Source organism: Herbaspirillum sp. SJZ107 (genome assembly GCF_006715485.1).
GTDB lineage: Bacteria > Pseudomonadota > Gammaproteobacteria > Burkholderiales > Burkholderiaceae_D > Telluria.
On sequence record NZ_VFNH01000002.1, the window covers coordinates 988,230 to 1,004,181 of the forward strand.

The following is a 15,952-nucleotide window of genomic DNA, read 5'->3' on the forward strand; positions in this document are numbered from 1 at the left end:
ATCAGTCATGGAGTGAATATGTCAACCGCCCTTGAGCTTATCGCTGAGCATCTTCCAGAGGTAACCACGGACAAGGTGCGACGTAGTTTCTCGGCGATCGAGATCCATGATCCAGAGGCATTTGCCTCCGAATTAATGGCTTTTGTGCAGGACCAGGTAGAAGCAGTTCAATTGCCATTCGATCTCGCGGTCATTGATCTGCCAGAGGATCGCGAGGCGGCGCTGGCAAGCAAGGTGGCCAGGCTTCGCGCCAAGACGAGCTGGACGCCTGGAGCAACCGAGATTCAGCGCGGCCGCGCCTTGATGCTCGAAGAGTTTGCAGAGGCACACAACCTGCCTGTCCCAGAGTTTGCCCGCCTGGCCAACAAATCGAAGCAGCAGATTTACAAGGATATCGACGCAGGACGTCTTTTGGCGCTCAGTCTCGGATCGCGCGGACAGAAGCTTCCGGATTGGCAACTCGACCCCAACAGGCAGCGCCTGACGCAGCAGGTGTTGCAAGGTGCCACCGGCATCGACAAATGGACGATCTATAACGCCCTTGGTAACCCTCTTGAAGCCTTGGGGGGACGTTCCCCGATTCAAGCCGTCGATCATCAGCATGTGGAAAAGATTGCGGGAGCAGTGCTCAACGTGCTGGGCATCGTCCGCCCTGAGCAAGCGTGATCGCGCTCGCGCGGGCGCAAATCCCTGCGCTGACACTGCTTCAGCACGTGGGGCGCACGACATATCGAGGGCAAGCCTTGCATTAAGGCAGGGATATCGAGAATCGCTATGACTCGCCTACCGGCGCTTACGGCGTTCTTTACCTGGGCCAGGATTTGCCTACGGCACTCATGGAGTCGGTATTTCACAAGCACCAGTGGCTGAGTGATCCGAAGCGGCAGATATCGCTCGCCGACATCAGGCAGCGCATGGTGCGCCTGGTCGCTACCCGTCAGCATCTTCTGCTGTTCAACATCAACGCGCCGGACGTGATGGCGGCGCAACTGGGGCTGAATCTCGAGCAGTTGATTACCCGGGACTACACCCATACGCGGGAACTCTCTCAAACAGTGCACGCGATGACGGACAGCATGGGGGTCCCGCAATACGATGGCATTCTGTACCCCTCCAGGAATAATTATCCGGCGCACAGCATCGCACTGTTCGAGCGGGCAAAAGATAAAGTCGAGCTGATCGAGGATCTCGACCTGGTCGATCATGCGGAATGGCCGGCTTTCGTCACGAAGTACCGCATTGGTATCCTGCCGGATCCCGCCGAGGTCATCTAATCCCTCAAGCCGAGGGAGATGTCCCGGGGCCGGACGCAAAAACGTGCGTCAGGCGCCGCGCCCGTAGACGACGCCGTCGCCCTGGGCCCGGAACAGGTTCCCGACCGGATCGCGCGGCGCCTCGTCGCGCTGCTGGCGCGGCACCTGCAGCACCGCCACCTGGTCGGCCAGCGCCGGCGCCATTTTCTCGACCGCCACGTCGAGCGCCGCCATCAGGCCGACCTTGGCGTCGCGCGTGGGCGTCTGTGCCGCCTCCAGAATTGCAGCCGCCACCCGGTGCGGGTCGAGCTGGGGCGTGGGCAGCTTGGGCTGGCGGTCGAGGTAGTTGCGTGCATGCTCGGGCAGCGGCGTGTTGACCGCGGTCGGCTGGATCAGCGTGATCGAGACCGGGGCATCGTCGACGCCGGCCACCTCGATGCGCAGCGCATCGGTAAACCCCTTGACCGCGTGCTTGCTCGCCGAATACATGCCCTGCAGCGGCACCGCGACCTCGCTGGCCTCGCTGCCGACGTTGATCAGGGCGCCGCCATGCCGGCGCAGGTGGGGCAGGGCCACCTGCGAACCGTGCACCATCCCCCAGAAATTGACGTCGAACAGGCGCCGCGCATCGGCTTCCGCCACCTCCTCGATCTTGCCGTAGATGGTGACGCCGGCCACGTTGGCCCAGGTATCGATGCGGCCGAAGCGCTCAATCGCGGCATCGGCGATGCGCTGCACCTGTTCGCGCTCGGCGACGTCGGCCACCACGTGGATCGCCTCGTGCCCCTGCTTTTCGAGGGTGGCGACGATCGCTTCCAGCACATCGCCGCTGCGCGCGGCCAGCACCACCCGCGCGCCGGCCTTGGCCGCATCCTGGGCCGTGGCCAGGCCGATGCCGCTGGAGGCGCCGGTGATGACGATGACTTGCTGGTTCAGGGGCTTGAGGGAAGGCGACATCGGGGGCTCCGGCGTTGTTTGATAACGCCAACATAACAGGAACCCGGCGCGGGCAGCGCCGCGCAGCCGCCCGGCCGCGGCGTGCTCAGTGCCCGGCCAGGCGGGCGTTGCGTTCGCGCTCGAGCTTGGTGATGTAGCGCTGTACCGCGGCCATGTTGGCGCGCGAGATGTCGACGAACTGGCAGCCGAGGCGGCGCGTGGTCTTGTTGTTCAGCAGCGTCATCTCGAGCGCATTGCGGATCTGCAGCGAGGTGGTGACCGGGCCGACGTCCGGCACCTCGATGCGGCAGTTGGCGAAGGTTTCGCCGATCGTCGAGCCGAGCTGGTGCTTGTTGTCGAGGAGGGCGATGCCGCCGCAGCTGATGTCGGCCAGCGGCAGCACGGTGGTGCCGCCGCCGAGTGCCGCCGGCAGCGGGATGGTGGCGCGCACCGGGGTGGTCACCGGCGTCGCCATGCGGTAGAACTCGCGCCGCTGCAGGCGGATCAGCCTGGACGGGAGGTCGGCGGCAAGGGCGATGCTGCCGTCGTAGCGGGTCTCGCGCAGGTTACTCACGTGGAACAGGATGCGGATCTTGTCGAGCGAGGTCTCGCACATCACCTTGGGCGCGGCGATGATACGCGCGTTCTGCTCCTGGCTGATCGAGCGGTCGAGGATGATGCTGCCGTCGTCCGGATCGACGTCCAGCAGCGAGGTGACGCAGACGTCGCCTTCGCCCTTGACCAGCATCCGGATCAGCTGTTTCTTTTCCGAGATCTGGCGCAGCAGGGCGACGATCTCCCTGCGCGACTCGACTTCATAGTCGTGCCAGCTTTCCAATTCTGCTTCAGTGATTGCTTGCATCTGTTCCAACCGGGGCTTGGGGTGGGAGGAGTCGCGCCGTGTCCGGCGCTGGTGGCGCTGCGCCGCCGGTGGCTTGCGCTGACTCAATATAATAAAGCCACGCCAATAGTTCGGCAATGGCGCGGTACAGGCCCGGCGGGATCTGGCGGTCGAGATCGACCTCCATCAGCAGGGCCACGAGTTCCTTCGATTCGTGCACGAACACGCCGGCGTCGCGGGCGCGTCCGATGATCTGTTCGGCAATCAGGCCCTGGCCCTTGGCCACGACCCGCGGCGCGGGCTGGCCGGCGCCATAGGCCAGCGCGACGGCGTTCTGGCGCCGGGCCGCCGTCTTCTTATCCATCGCCGTCCGTCCCGGGTGCAGGCGCGGGCGCCGCGTGGATCGCCAGCGTCGACAGCGGCATCCCAGCCGCGTCGAGCGCCTGCTCCAGCCGCGCGCGCTGCGCCCCCATGCGCTGGCCGGCGTCCGCGCTGGCGGCGTCCAGGCGGATGTGCAGCTGGTCGCCCGCCAGCACCACGCGCGCCGCGACCTCGCCGAGCGCGCCGAAGCGCAGCGTCAGCCGGCTCTGCCAGGTGCCGCCCTCGTCATCGCCGCCGCCGGTGCCACCTTCGGATGCATCGCGCTCGACCGGGTCGCGCTCGACTTCCCAGCGCATCTCCTGGCCCGGCCACAACTGGCCCTGCCAGGCCACGCGCGCCTGCTCGTGCGCGGTCAGCTGCATGTTGATGAACTGGGCGGTGGCCGGGTCGGAAGGCGAGGGCATGCGGCCCTGCGCCTGCGGTTCCTGCGCCAGGTCGGTCATCGAGCGCGCGCCCTGCGCCCACTCGGCCACGTGCGATTCGTAGAACAGGCCGCTCTTGCCCATGCCTTCCTGCAGCGCGCCGGCGATGCTGCCGGCATCGAGGCTGGCGGCGCCGAGCAGCGGCGTGCGGCCGAGGGCCGCGGTGGCGGGGGTGGCGGCGTTCTGGGCGGCGGCGATGATGTCGCCGAGCGTCTTGCCGGCGCTGCTGATCGAGGTGTTGGCGTCGCTGGCGGCACCGGCGCCGAGGCCGGCCATGGTGCGGGCCTGGGCCAGCAGCGCCGAGGTGCGCACCAGCGCGGCGGCGTCCTTGCCTTGCAGCCAAGCCAGCGGCCCGCCCGCGATCTTGCCTTCCTCGGGCGCCGGTCCGGCTTCCGCAAACGCCGGCGCGCCGCTGCCGACCTGGAAGGTCGGACGCGGCGTCACGGCGACCAGGGTCAGCGCCACCTGGCTGCCGACCTGGACATTGGCTGGCAGGGGCATGCGCGCCGCGGTGTCGTTGACGCGCACGACGAAAGAGCCGTCCGGCAGTTTCGACAGCACCTCGGCCTGCATCGACTGGCCGACTATGCCGGCAAAGGCGCGCTGGAAGGCTTGCTGGCGCGGATCGGCGACCGGCACCGTGGCCGCGGTACGCGCGACCTGGGACAAGGGCATGGAATCGCGCGGCAGCATTTAATTCAGCTTCAAATTCGTCGGCTTCAGGTACGCCGGCTTCAGATACCGTAGGCGCGCGCGAGGCGGCGTTCGGTGCCCTTGTTGTTGATCATGGCGGACAGTTTGGCCATCCACGGCTGGGTCAGGTCGCGGATCTGGCGGTCGGCCGCCAGCATCCGGCGGATGGCGTCGACCTTGCGGGTGCGCTCCTGCGCGGCCAGCGGCTGGCCGTCGCCGCTCGCCTTCAGCTGGCGCACGCAGGCGGCGCACTGCAGCTCGAGCGTGGCCAGGCGGTCCCAGTCGCTGGCGGTGGCGGCGGCCAGCATCTGGTCGGTGATGCCGACCATGGCTTCATACAGCGATATGACTTCTTGTCCGTTCATCATGTCCTCAGGCGCTGACCATCGTCGGGGCTTTCGGCATCGCCGTGGCGGCGGCCATCGATGCCGGCTGCTCGGCCTTGTCGCCGATCGAGACCCAGGCACTGCGCAGGTCGGCCAGCAGGCGGTGGACTTCCTCGACCATGCCGACGTCGTTGTTCAGGTTGGCCTCGAGCAGGCGGCGCGTCATGTAGTCGTACAGCGCGTCCAGGTTGTCGGCGATCTCGCCGCCGGCAGCCTTGTCGAGCGAGGCGCGCAGGCCGTTGTCGATGATCGTGATCGCCTTCGAGATCGCCGAACCCTTGGCCGCGATATTCCCGGCCGCCATGTTGGCCTTGGCGCCGAGCAGGGCCGCCAGCGCGCCGTCGTACAGCATGATGATCAGCTTGAGCGGCGAGGCCGAGGCGACGCCGGTTTCGAGGCCCACGTTGGCGTAGGCATTCACGCCGCGTTTCATGGTTCCAAACATCGTTTGATTCTCCAAAAAATCCAGGTATTAGCTGTTCGCTGCGATTGCCGCGAGCTGCTGGGTCAGGTAACTCTGTGTGCTTTGCATCGACGTCAGCATGGTGTCGAGCGCGGTGAACTGGGCGCGGTAGCGCGCTTCGATCGCGGTCAGCCGCTCGCTGAACTTGTCGCGCTGGTCGGCGACCGACTTGATGCTGACGTTCAGGCCGTCTGTCTTGCTCTGCAGGATGCTGTCCTTGCCGGTGAAGCTGGCCGACAGGTTGGTCAGCTGGTAGGCATAACCCTGCGAGAAGGTCACGCTGCCGCGGTCGCCGACGGCGCCGCTCTTGATCGTCAGCTGGATGCCCTCGGCGCGGGAGCCGCCGGCCGCGGTCAGGGTCTGGCCGTTGCCGGTGGCGGCCACGCCGCCGATCGTGCCTTCCACATCTTCGCCGGCGCTGGTGGTGACGGCGCCGAAGATGTCGTCGATGCTGGTGCCGGTGACCGAGGCCAGCGAGATGCTCGACAGCTCGCCGAATTTGCTCGAGGACAGCGACAGCTTGCCGGATCCGTCGACCTTCGCTTCCACCGCATCGCCGGCGCCCGAGAACGTGGTGTTGCCGTTGATCGCGGCGCGCAGGACCGCGGCCAGCTGGGTGTTGTCGTAGGTGCCGGCCGGGATCGCGATGTTCTGCACCTTCTTGTCGGTGGCCGGGGTGGTCTGGTTCAGCGTCACGGTCCAGGTGGTGTTGGCGGCGATCCGGGTCGAGCCGGTCAATGCCTTGCTGCCGGTCGCCGTGCCCTGGCTGGCCATCTTGGTGATGTTGACCGGGTATTCGCCGGGCTTGGTGGCGGCGGTCGACTTGTCGAAGCTGATGCCGCCGTCGCTGGCCGAACCCATCGCCGCGAACAGGCCGCCGATGTCGCCGAAGTTGTTGGCGATCGCGTCGTTCAGCTTGGACGAGTCGACCGCCAGGCTGCCATCCTTCTGGAACGAGATGCCGACCTGGCTCAGCGTGGTCAGCTTGCCGCCCAGGCCTTCGACCGATGCCGACAGCTGGCGCCGCAGCTGCGACTGGATCGAGCGCACCGACGAATCGCCCTGCAGCGCGCCGCCGGTCTTGGTGTCGGCGTTGTAGCTGGTCAGGCCGGCGATGGTCGAGTTCAGCGTGTTGTAGGCCTTGACGAAGGCATTGATCGAGTCCGACACCTTGTTCGTGTCCTTGGATACCGTCAGCGTGCTGCTGCCCAGCGTGGACACGTCCAGGCTGACGCCCTGGATCGCATCGGCCACCGTGGTGCTCTTGCTGGTGACTTCGATGCCGTTCATGGTGAGCTTGGTGTCCTGGGCGCCGGTGGTCTGGGTCAGGCCCTGGGCGCCGGCCGGATCGTAACCCATCAGGGCGGCGATCGCGGCGTCGGGCGCCTGGTCGCCGTCGCCGCCGACGCTGATCTTCATCGAGGAACTGGCGCCGGTCTTGTTCGAGGTGACCACCAGGTGGTAGGGGTTGTCGCCGCCGTCCGAGACGATGGTCGCGGTGACGCCGATGTTGGCCTTGTTGATGGCGTCGCGGATGCCCTGCAGCGACTGGTCCTTGGCGTCGAGCGTGACCGTGCCCATGTTCTGGGTGCCGTCCTGGCTGAAGCCGGCGCCGATGTAGCTGCCGTTGCTGCCCGCGGCGAGGCCGGCCAGGGCCGGATTGGTGCCGCCGACAACGATCTGGCTGCCGTCGGACGAGCTCAGGGTGACGCCGGCGGTCGCGGTGGCGGACGAGCCCTTGTTGGCGCTGCCCGCCGCCAGGCCGATGCCGCCGGTGACGTCGCCGCTGACGCTCTCGGTCACGGCGATGTTCGAGCCGTCGGCCGCCATGAATTGCAGGGTGCCGTCGGCGGCGGAGCCGGTCACGGTGATGTTGGCCGCCGCCAGCGCGTTGCGGGTGGCGCTGCTGGCCAGGCTGGTGTCGAGCGTGGCCGCGCTGACGGTATCGGTGCCGCTGACCGCGGCCAGGTCGACGCCGCCCACCGACAGCTTGTAGCTGCCGCTGGCGCCGGCAGGGACGGCGACCGTGCCGAAATCCTTGAACAGGTTGGCCGCGGTGGTCGTGGTGCCGGTCTTGGCGATGACGCCGGTGACGTCGCTTTCGTCGTTGATGACGGCGGCCAGGTCGCGCGCGCTGCGGGTCGTGCCGTTGGTGGAGATCGCGGTGCCGTTGATGGTCAGCGAGCCGCCGCCAATGCCCGACGAGGCGATGCCCGGCCCCAGCGCGCTGCCGGCGACGCCGAAGGTACCGCCGGTCGTGCTGCCGAACTGGAAAGTGAGCACGGTCTTGGCGCCGGCGCCGATCATGGCGCTGGTGCTGGCCTTGCCGCCGCTGACCAGGCTCTGCGCCTGGGCCAGCTGGGTGACGTTGACCTTGTACTTGCCGGCGACCGCGCCGTCGCCCGTGGTGGCGGTCAGCACGTCCTTGTTGCTGGACGTGGTCGACAGCGCGCTGAAGGTCGAGGACGAATTCAGCGAGGTCAGGGCGGCCTGGAAGGTGCCGACCGCCGCGCTGACCTTGCCGTACGCGGCCAGCTTGTTCTGGTAGGCGGCGGTCTTGCTGTCGTAATTGTTCAGGGGAGCCGACTCGGCCGACATCAGGCTCCTGACCAGGCTGTCGACGTCGAGACCCGAACCGATACCTGCTGAGCTAACTCCCATTTGTTTCTCCAGTGAAAGCGATAATGTAAGTCATTATCGACAGAAGCAAATCGTTCTTGAGAGCAGGAAAACCGGCTTAATTCTGTTTTGTACGGCTGAGCGGACCAGGCGAAAAAAATGCAGCCGGGCCCGGGAGGGCGGCGGCTGCATGCGAGGCGCGGCGTGCGGCTCAGGCGGTGTGGTCGATCAGCAGGCCACGCATCTTGTCGATCGACTTGGCGATCTCGAGCGCTTCCTGGGACGGCATCTGGCGGACGACCTCCTTGGTGTCCTGGTCGATCACCTTGACGACGATCTGCTTGCTGTCCTCGTCGATCGAGAACTGCAGGCTCTGCGACGACAGCCGCATGGCGTCGTTGATCTTCTTGACCGCATCCGTCACCTCCGCGCGCGAGGCGGGGGCGCCATCGGACTTGCCGATGGCGCCGGCGGCGGTGGAGGCCGTTGCTGCAGCCGCCTGTTCTACTGCACCGGTGGCGCGCTCGTCCGGCTTGATGACGGCGGCGGCGCCGAGGGGCTGGATGTTCATGGAGTCTCCCTACGAAAAATTCCCCGGCTGAATTTCTTCAGCCGAGGAATCACTTACCGCGGTACTGCGTCGGCTGGATCAGCGATTAGCCACGCAGCAGCGACAGGACGCCGTTCGGCAGCGAGTTCGCCTGGGCCAGCATCGAGGTGCCGGCCTGCTGCAGGATCTGGCCGCGGGTCATGTTCGCGGTTTCCGAAGCGAAGTCGGTGTCGGTGATGCGGCTCTTCGATGCCGACAGGTTCTCGGTGGTCGATTGCAGGTTCGAGATCGCCGAGCTGAAGCGCGATTGCAGTGCGCCCAGCTGTGCGCGCTGGCCGTTGACCGATGCCAGGGCCGCGTCGGCGGTCTTGATCGCGTTCTGTGCGCCTTCGAACGAGCTGATGTCGATGTTGGCGACCGACTTCAGGCTCGACGCGCCGGCGTTGGTGCCGCCCAGCGAAAAGCCGGTTGCGGTGCCTTCGTTGACCGAGAAGCTCTTGTCCGAGTCCATGGTCACGTTGCCGTTGGCAACGCCGCTGGTTTGTGCGGCCAGGGCAGTGGCGCTGTTGGCGGTACCGTCCGCCTTGTAGCTGGACATGCTGATCGATGCACCGGCAGCGACGGCCGGAGGACCGGCGACGGCTGCGGCGTTGTTGTTCTTCACCGAGATGTCGGCGCCGTTGGCGTTGGTCAGCTTGATGCCGCCGTCGGCGTACTGGGCGGTCACGCCGGTTTTCGCGGTCTGGGCGTTGAACGCGCTGACGGCGGCGGCGAAATCGTCGGCCTTGCTGCCGGTGCCGTCGACCGAGAACGACACGGTCACGGCGGTGCCGTTGTCCGACTTGACGTCCAGCGAGTAGGCGCCGCCGCCGCTGGTCAGCAGCGCATCGGTTTTCGCGGTGGCGGTGACGCCGGTGTCCGCGGTCTTGTCGTTGATCTTGGCGGCGATGGTCTTGGCCGAATCGGCGGTGGTGCTGGTGATGCTGGCGCTGCCCAGGGCACCCGAGATCTTGGCGGTACCGGCCTTGGCACCGGACACGCCGTCGGCGGTCACGGCGGCTGCGTCGCCCTTGATCTGGTTGTTGCCGTAGGTGGTGGTGGTGAAGTTCGAGCCGGTCATCGAGATCAGCTGGCCTGCATTGGCGCCGACCTGGAAGTTGGCGGTGCCCATCGAGCCGTCCAGCAGCTTGGTGCCGTTGAACTCGGTGGTGCCGGCGATGCGGTTCAGTTCCGAGGTCAGCTGGGTCACTTCGGTCTGCAGGGCCTTGCGGTCGCTGGCCGAGTTCGATGCGTTCGACGACTGCACTGCCAGTTCGCGGACGCGCTGCAGGATGTCGCCCGAGCTCGACAGGGCGCCTTCGGCGGTTTGCGCCATCGACACGCCGTCGTTCGCGTTGCGGGTCGCCTGGGTCATGCCCTTGATCTGCGAGTTCATGCGGTCCGAGATGGCCAGACCGGCGGCGTCGTCTTTTGCGCTATTGATACGCAGGCCCGACGACAGGCGCTGGATCGAGGTGTTCAGCGAAGCTTGCGACGAGGCCAGGTTACGCTGGGAATTCAGGGATGCAACGTTGGTATTGATTACGGATGCCATGGTGTTTCTCCACTTGGTCTTGCAGGGTGTGGCGACGTGCCACTGATTCGCTTTGGTCTGTCACGCTGTTCCGTGACATTCAAACCGCTGCTCTTGATGCAGGTAACGTACTGGCCCGGGAAAACTTTATGGTCGGAAATAAGAAAATTTTCGACGGGCAACGTTTTTATTCGGTGATGCGGGTGCTTGGCGGCGCGTTTTTTGGGAACTTGAGGGCAAAAATAATTATTTTTTCCCTCAATCCGCCACCATCACCCGGTTCTTGCCGCTCTGTTTGGCCCGGTACATGGCGCGGTCCGCGCGTGCCGTGAGGCTGGCCTGGTCTTCGTTCGGCCGGCGCAGCGCTACGCCGCAGGAAAACGTGATCAAGGTCTTCTCGTTGTCGTGCAAGAAGAAGTGGCGGGTCAGCTCGCGCTGCACGCGCACCATGGCGCTCGATGCGGCGTCGACCGTGGTCTCGGGCAGCAGGATCAGGAATTCCTCACCGCCGAAGCGGGCGATCACGTCCATCGAGCGCAGCGTGTCCTTGACCACCCTCACCAGGTGGCGCAGGGCGCCGTCGCCCACCAGGTGGCCGTAGGTGTCGTTGAGCTTCTTGAAATTGTCGAGGTCGAGCAGGGCCACGCACAGCGGCGTGCCGCGGCGGTCGGCGCGGGCGCTTTCGCGCTCGAACACGTCGTCCAGGCCGCGCCGGTTGAGGCTGCCGGTCAGCTGGTCTTCGCGCACCAGTTCGCTCATGTGCTGCAGCTTGCCTTCCAGGTCGCGGATGCGCTTTTCCGCATCCTGCACTTCCTGGTGCGCCGCCAGCATGCGGTCGCGCGACGCCAGCGCCTCGGCCTGCACGGTGCGGGTCTCGCTCAGCACCGCTTCCAGCACAGCGTTCAATTCCTCGATGTTGGCGGCGCCGCGGATGCGTTCCGAAAAGCCGCCGATCTTTTCCTGGTAGCTGCCGGTCGAGGCCGCCACCGAGCCGAGGCGGTCGATGAAGGTCATCATCATGCTCTTGACGGTGGCGCGCACGTCGGCGATGCCGTGCTTGAGCTGGCCCTGCTTCAGGATCACGTCCTTCAGGCTGCGCGTGGCGTCTTCCAGCGCGCGCGTGTCGAGCGGGCCGGCAATCAGGTCCTGCACGGCGGCGACCTGGCCGCGCATCCAGCTGTCGTCGTCGAGCAGTTCGCTGACGTTTTCCAGCAGCAGCTTGAACAGGCGCAGCAGCAGTTCCTGCTGCTCGCCGGCGTCGCCGCGCTTCAGTTCGACCTGGTAGCACAGGTCTTTCAGGCGCACCGCGACGTCCTGCAGTGCGTCCTCGTTGTGGGCGGCCTTGACCGCGGCGCCCAGCGCTTCGGCTTCAGCCGCCAGGGCCGGCGTGGCGGCCAGGGACGACGCCAGCGCAAAGCTCAGCGTGCGGCCCAGCAGGTCGCGCAGGAGTTTGGCTTCGGCATCCTCGACACCCAGCGCCAGCGCCGGGTGCGTGTGGCGGCGCAGGTGTTTTTCGGCCAGCTGCGCGAGCGTGCGGGTACAGCCGTCCCAGTCGCGCCCCTTGAGTGCGCGCTGGAAGCGCAGGCCCAGCTCGGCCAGTTCGCCGGGCGTCTCGGCCAGGCGCTGAGCGAAGCCGGACAGCACCTGTTCGGCGCCGTTGTCCGGCTGCGGGACCTGCGGCTGTACCGGCACGGGCGCCGGCGCCGGGATGCCGGCGATTTCGTTATAGATGTCGCGGTAGGCGTCGGGGGTCGGCGCGATGCGGCGGGTGGCAAGGCGGCGGAAGGCTTCGCGGGCAATCTCGGCCGGGTTTGCCGGAGGGTTGCCGGTAGGAGAATTTAGAGTGGACATGACGCACGTTGCCGCATGGAATAATTATCCCCGTCATGTTATCTATCTTTTGGGAAACTGATCAGTAGAAAAGCGCCGAGAACACCCACTAATCCCGTCAACTGTCTTTACGGCCCAACACTAATCCACCAATTGGTTACGGATCGCGTAGTGGGTGAGCTCGGCGCTGGTCTTGAGTTTCATTTTTGCCAGCAGGCGCGCCCGGTATTCGCTGACGGTCTTGACCGACAGCGACAGTTCCTGGGCGATCTCGCTCACCGTCTTGCCCGAAGCGATCATGGTCAGGGTCTGGTATTCGCGGTCGGACAGGGTGTCGTGCACCGGCTTCTCGTGGTCTTCGCCGACCTGGGCCGCCAGCGCCTGGGCCAGCTGGGCGCTGACGTAGCGCTGGCCGGCGGCCACCTGGCGGATCGCATTCACCAGTTCGCGCGGCGCGCTCTGCTTGTTCAGGTAACCGGACGCGCCGGCGCGCAGCGAGCGGATTGCATACTGGTCTTCGCGGTGCATCGACAGCATCAGCACCGCCAGCTCCGGCTTCTCGCTCTTGATCTGCTTGAGCACGTCGATGCCGTTGCGGTCGGGCAGGGAGATGTCGAGCAGCAGCACGTTGCAGCGCGACTTGCGGAACAGCTTGATGGCGTCGAGGCCGGTCTCGGCTTCGCCGGCGACCACGATGTCGCGCTGCTCGGCAAGGATCTGCTTCAGGCCCTCGCGCACGATGGCGTGATCGTCTGCAATAAAAACGCGGATGCTGGCTTTTTCACTCATGCTTCGGTGGATTCCGTATTCCTGGCGGCTGCCGGCGCAGCCAGCCTGATCTTGACAGTCACCATGGTGCCGCCTCCGGGCGCCGCCGACAAGGTCATGGTGCCGCCGAGGGCGGTGGCGCGCTCGCTCATGCCGCGCAGGCCGAAGGACTGCGGCTTCAGGCGGTCGGCCGGGGTGATGCCGCGGCCATTATCGCAGATGCTCAGGATCAGATGCTGGCGCTGGCGGCGCAGGCTGACCTTGACGCGGGTCGCGCCGGCGTGCTTGGCGATATTCGTCAGCGCTTCCTGGAAGATGCGGAACAGTGCGCTGGCATGGTCCTGTTCCAGCGCGATGTCGGCATCGAAGCTGCGGAAGATGCAGGCGATGCCGGATTGCTTCTCGAATTCGCGCGCCTGCCACTCGAGCGCCGCCACGATGCCCAGGTCCAGGGTGCTGGGGCGCAGGTCGAGCGAGATCCGGTGCACGGCCTCGATGGTGCGGTCGACCAGGTGGTCGAGATAGGCCACCCTTTCCTGCAGCGACGCGTCGTCGGGCAGGCGCGGCACCAGCATCGCCAGCGCCATCTTGATTGCGGTCAGGTTGCCGCCCAGGTCATCGTGGATCTCGCGCGCGATGCGGGTGCGTTCCTGCTCCTTCACCTGCTCGATGTGGGCGGTCAGCTCGGCCAGGCGGGCGCGCGAACGGCGCGCTTCTTCCTGTTCCAGCTTGCTGGCCGTGACGTTGGTCATGATGCCGTCCCACTGCACGCCGCCATCCGCCAGCGGCGCCGGCGTGGCGCGCAGGCTGATCCATTTGACGTCGCGCCAGGCCTCGATCCAGAGGCGGCCCTCCCAGTTCCAGCCCTCGAGCGCGCTTTTCGAGGCGTGCATGGTCTCCTCGTAGCGCTTGCGGTCTTCCGCCAGGATCAGTTGCGGGAAGCGCGCCGGGTCCTGCTGCAGTTCGGCCACGGACAGGCCGAGCAGGGCGGCGCAGCCCTCGCTCAGGTAAGGAAAGGCGGTGCTGCCGTCGGCATGCAGCACGAACTGGTAGACCAGGCCCGGCGTATGGTTGACCACGGCATTGAAACACGCCTGGTAGTCGATCAGCGCGGCCTGGTCGGCCTGCATTGCAGCGGTAGGGACGGGGGACGGAAGCGGCGTATCGGGATGGCTCATGGCTGTGCTCTTGTTATCGGGTTGCTCGACCGGCGCTGTCAGTCGGTGTCGGCGCGGCGCCGCGCGCGCCATTGGACCACGAAACGGCGCAGCACGCGCGACGCCGGGCTGGCGTTGCGGCCGCCGAAATGGATCGCGCTGCGCACGCGGCGCCGGCGCCGGCGGCGCCAGCCGATCCGGATGCCGCGCAGCAGGCGCGTGGCCTTGGCGAAGGCGGCGCTGGCGCGCAGGTAGGCACGCAGCTGGTCGATGGTGCGTATCTTCCAGCCCATGAACCAGCCGTGGCAGCGCGCAAACCAGCCCACCGCCAGCAGGGTCGGCAGGGTCAGCGCATACAGCCGCGCGACCACCGCCGCGCCGCCCAGCTTGGCGACGACGATGGTGGTGATGCCGGACGCCGCATGGCCCTTGGCGATCGCGACCAGGGCCAGCATCTTGACCGGGAGCAGCAGCAGGCCGGGCAGCAGGAAGGCGCACAGGGCCGCATACGGCGGCAGGGTGCGCACGCGCACTTCCACCCAGGCCAGTCCGGGCGTACGCCCGAGCCAGGCCCCCAGGCGCAGGCCGAGCTTCCAGCACCATTCTTCCAGCAGCAGCAGCAGGGCGGCGGCATGCACCAGCGGCGCAAACAGCCGGGTTCGGGGGGCGACTCGTGTCATGCCCCGAATAATACGGGAAAAGGTGAGGTCGGCTCGCTACGGTTTTGCCAATTCGGCGGCGTCGTGTTAGCGAGAAGACTACAATAAGGATTATGAATAAAGCTTTTGTAAAAGAGTCCGACAACGAGGACGACGACGAAGCCCTTGCTCTCGCGCATGCGATCCCGGCCGGCTCCAAGAACTACATCACCCCGGCTGGCCACAAGGCGATCAAGGACGAACTGCTGCAGCTGATCGACGTCGACCGGCCGGAAGTCGTGCGCGTGGTGCACTGGGCCGCGTCCAACGGCGACCGTTCCGAGAACGGCGACTATATCTACGGCAAGCGCCGCCTGCGCGAGATCGACCGCCGCATCCGCTTCCTGACCAAACGCCTCGATTCGGCCTTCGTGGTCGACCCGTCCGTGCATCACGGCAACGACCAGGTCTTCTTCGGCGCCACCGTCGAGTACATGAACAAGGCCGGCGAAGAGCATACCGTGACCATCGTCGGCATCGACGAACTGGACCCGCTGCAGGGCAGGATCAGCTGGGTGTCGCCGGTAGCGCGCGCGCTGACCAAGGCGCGCGAAGGGGAGGTCGTCACGCTGCAGACGCCGCAGGGCGTGGACGAGCTGGAAATCCTGAGCGTCACCTACCCTGAACCGATCGCGGACTGATCCGGGAAGGCTGTGGCCGCGCCTTGCAGATAGTTGCAGCCGGCCGGCCACGGGCGCTCGGCGGCTGGTAAGATGGGCGGTTTCCTTCTTTACCCGGATCAAATGAACCGCTCTAACGAGCTTACGCAGCCTGCCGACCCGTTGGCGGCACTGCGCACGGCCACCGACAGCCGCCACCAGCAGCTCGACAGCGGCCTGCCGATCGGCGCGCCCGACGCTTCCCTCGACGATTACGCGCGCCACCTGCGCATGCTGCAAGCCTGGCTGGCGCCGCTGCAGCCCTGGCTGAGCGGTTTTGAAGACGGCCCTTACTTCGACCAGCGCGCCCGGCTGGCGCTGATCGACGCCGACCTGGCCGAGCCCGGCATGCCGGCCGCAGCGCCGGATGCCTTGGCCACGGCGCCGCAGCCGGCCTGGCCGCGCGACGCCAGCGCCGCCTGGCGCTGGGGCGTATGCTACGTGATCGAAGGCTCGCAACTGGGCGGCGCCGTGCTGTACAAGCGCCTGGCCGAGCGCCTGGCCCCGCATCCGCTGCGCTACCTGAAAGGCGAAGACGCCGGCCCCGGTCCGCGCTGGCGCAGTTTCATGCAAGGTGTGCGCGAGCAGGTGCGCACGCCGGACGCCATCCGCGACGCCTGTGCCGGCGCCTGCGCCGCCTTCGACGCCATCCTGGCGCTGGCGCCGCACGCGGCTGCACCGGCGTGCTCGGCGTCTGCCGAAAAACGTGCATAATTGATAATA

At 66.6% G+C, this 15,952-nt stretch carries 16 protein-coding genes and 1 pseudogene; 4 read left to right on the plus strand and 13 right to left on the minus strand.

Translation table 11 applies throughout. From position 1 onward, the window contains the following. The first annotated feature begins 18 nt into the window (after window positions 1-18). Together FBX97_RS14045 and FBX97_RS14050 are read left to right on the plus strand one after the other, a co-directional pair. Entirely contained in the window at window positions 19-666 is a 648-nt protein-coding gene (locus tag FBX97_RS14045; RefSeq protein ID WP_141832575.1) for an integrase, read from the plus strand. Continuing rightward, window positions 663-1,274: pseudogene (locus FBX97_RS14050) on the plus strand (RES family NAD+ phosphorylase). Before FBX97_RS14045 ends, FBX97_RS14050 begins: the two are co-directional and overlap by 4 nt. Window positions 1,275-1,322: 48 nt before the next feature. Here FBX97_RS14050 and FBX97_RS14055 read toward each other — a convergent pair. The 13 genes from FBX97_RS14055 to FBX97_RS14115 all read right to left on the minus strand — a co-directional run bounded on the left by FBX97_RS14055 (window position 1,323) and on the right by FBX97_RS14115 (window position 14,552). Next, on the minus strand, window positions 1,323-2,210 hold the full coding sequence (locus FBX97_RS14055; RefSeq protein ID WP_141832577.1) for an SDR family oxidoreductase: 888 nt from the start codon (window positions 2,208-2,210) through the stop codon (window positions 1,323-1,325). Between the two features lie 85 nt (window positions 2,211-2,295). Continuing rightward, window positions 2,296-3,051: a flagellar brake protein gene (locus FBX97_RS14060; protein WP_141832581.1), complete on the minus strand. Its 756-nt coding sequence runs from the start codon at window positions 3,049-3,051 to the stop codon at window positions 2,296-2,298. Then, window positions 3,035-3,394, minus strand: coding sequence for an EscU/YscU/HrcU family type III secretion system export apparatus switch protein (locus tag FBX97_RS14065; RefSeq protein WP_141832583.1), 360 nt, complete (start codon window positions 3,392-3,394; stop codon window positions 3,035-3,037). Before FBX97_RS14065 ends, FBX97_RS14060 begins: the two co-directional genes overlap by 17 nt. Further along, window positions 3,387-4,526 carry a flagellar hook-length control protein FliK gene (locus FBX97_RS14070; protein WP_141832585.1) on the minus strand — a complete coding sequence of 380 codons (1,140 nt, stop codon included), beginning with the start codon at window positions 4,524-4,526 and terminating at the stop codon, window positions 3,387-3,389. Before FBX97_RS14070 ends, FBX97_RS14065 begins: the two co-directional genes overlap by 8 nt. 41 nt (window positions 4,527-4,567) lie before the next feature. After that, a complete protein-coding gene (locus tag FBX97_RS14075; protein WP_185748594.1) occupies window positions 4,568-4,894 on the minus strand; it encodes a flagellar protein FliT in 327 nt (108 codons plus the stop codon). A 4-nt stretch (window positions 4,895-4,898) separates the two neighbouring features. Continuing rightward, on the minus strand, window positions 4,899-5,357 hold the full coding sequence (gene fliS / locus FBX97_RS14080) for a flagellar export chaperone FliS (protein ID WP_141832587.1): 459 nt from the start codon (window positions 5,355-5,357) through the stop codon (window positions 4,899-4,901). Window positions 5,358-5,384: 27 nt separating this feature from the next. Then, on the minus strand, window positions 5,385-8,036 hold the full coding sequence (gene fliD / locus FBX97_RS14085) for a flagellar filament capping protein FliD (protein ID WP_141832589.1): 2,652 nt from the start codon (window positions 8,034-8,036) through the stop codon (window positions 5,385-5,387). 169 nt (window positions 8,037-8,205) lie between these two features. Beyond that, a complete protein-coding gene (locus tag FBX97_RS14090; protein ID WP_141832591.1) occupies window positions 8,206-8,565 on the minus strand; it encodes a flagellar protein FlaG in 360 nt (119 codons plus the stop codon). Between the two features lie 85 nt (window positions 8,566-8,650). Continuing rightward, on the minus strand, window positions 8,651-10,138 hold the full coding sequence (locus FBX97_RS14095) for a flagellin (protein ID WP_141832593.1): 1,488 nt from the start codon (window positions 10,136-10,138) through the stop codon (window positions 8,651-8,653). A 237-nt stretch (window positions 10,139-10,375) separates the two neighbouring features. Next, a complete protein-coding gene (locus FBX97_RS14100; protein ID WP_141832595.1) occupies window positions 10,376-11,968 on the minus strand; it encodes a GGDEF domain-containing protein in 1,593 nt (530 codons plus the stop codon). A gap of 120 nt (window positions 11,969-12,088) precedes the next feature. Next, on the minus strand, window positions 12,089-12,736 hold the full coding sequence (locus tag FBX97_RS14105) for a response regulator transcription factor (protein ID WP_141832596.1): 648 nt from the start codon (window positions 12,734-12,736) through the stop codon (window positions 12,089-12,091). Further along, on the minus strand, window positions 12,733-13,893 hold the full coding sequence (locus FBX97_RS14110) for an ATP-binding protein (protein ID WP_370457240.1): 1,161 nt from the start codon (window positions 13,891-13,893) through the stop codon (window positions 12,733-12,735). Before FBX97_RS14110 ends, FBX97_RS14105 begins: the two co-directional genes overlap by 4 nt. Window positions 13,894-13,931: 38 nt before the next feature. Next, window positions 13,932-14,552: a hypothetical protein gene (locus FBX97_RS14115; RefSeq protein ID WP_141832598.1), complete on the minus strand. Its 621-nt coding sequence runs from the start codon at window positions 14,550-14,552 to the stop codon at window positions 13,932-13,934. A 92-nt stretch (window positions 14,553-14,644) separates the two neighbouring features. On the opposite strand from FBX97_RS14115, the gene greB reads away from it, so the two are divergent. After that, the gene (gene greB / locus FBX97_RS14120) at window positions 14,645-15,211 is read left to right on the plus strand and encodes a transcription elongation factor GreB (protein ID WP_141832600.1); all 567 of its coding nucleotides are present in this window, start codon (window positions 14,645-14,647) and stop codon (window positions 15,209-15,211) included. Window positions 15,212-15,313: 102 nt separating this feature from the next. Beyond that, the gene (locus FBX97_RS14125) at window positions 15,314-15,943 is read left to right on the plus strand and encodes a biliverdin-producing heme oxygenase (protein WP_141832602.1); all 630 of its coding nucleotides are present in this window, start codon (window positions 15,314-15,316) and stop codon (window positions 15,941-15,943) included. Window positions 15,944-15,952 lie beyond the last annotated feature (9 nt).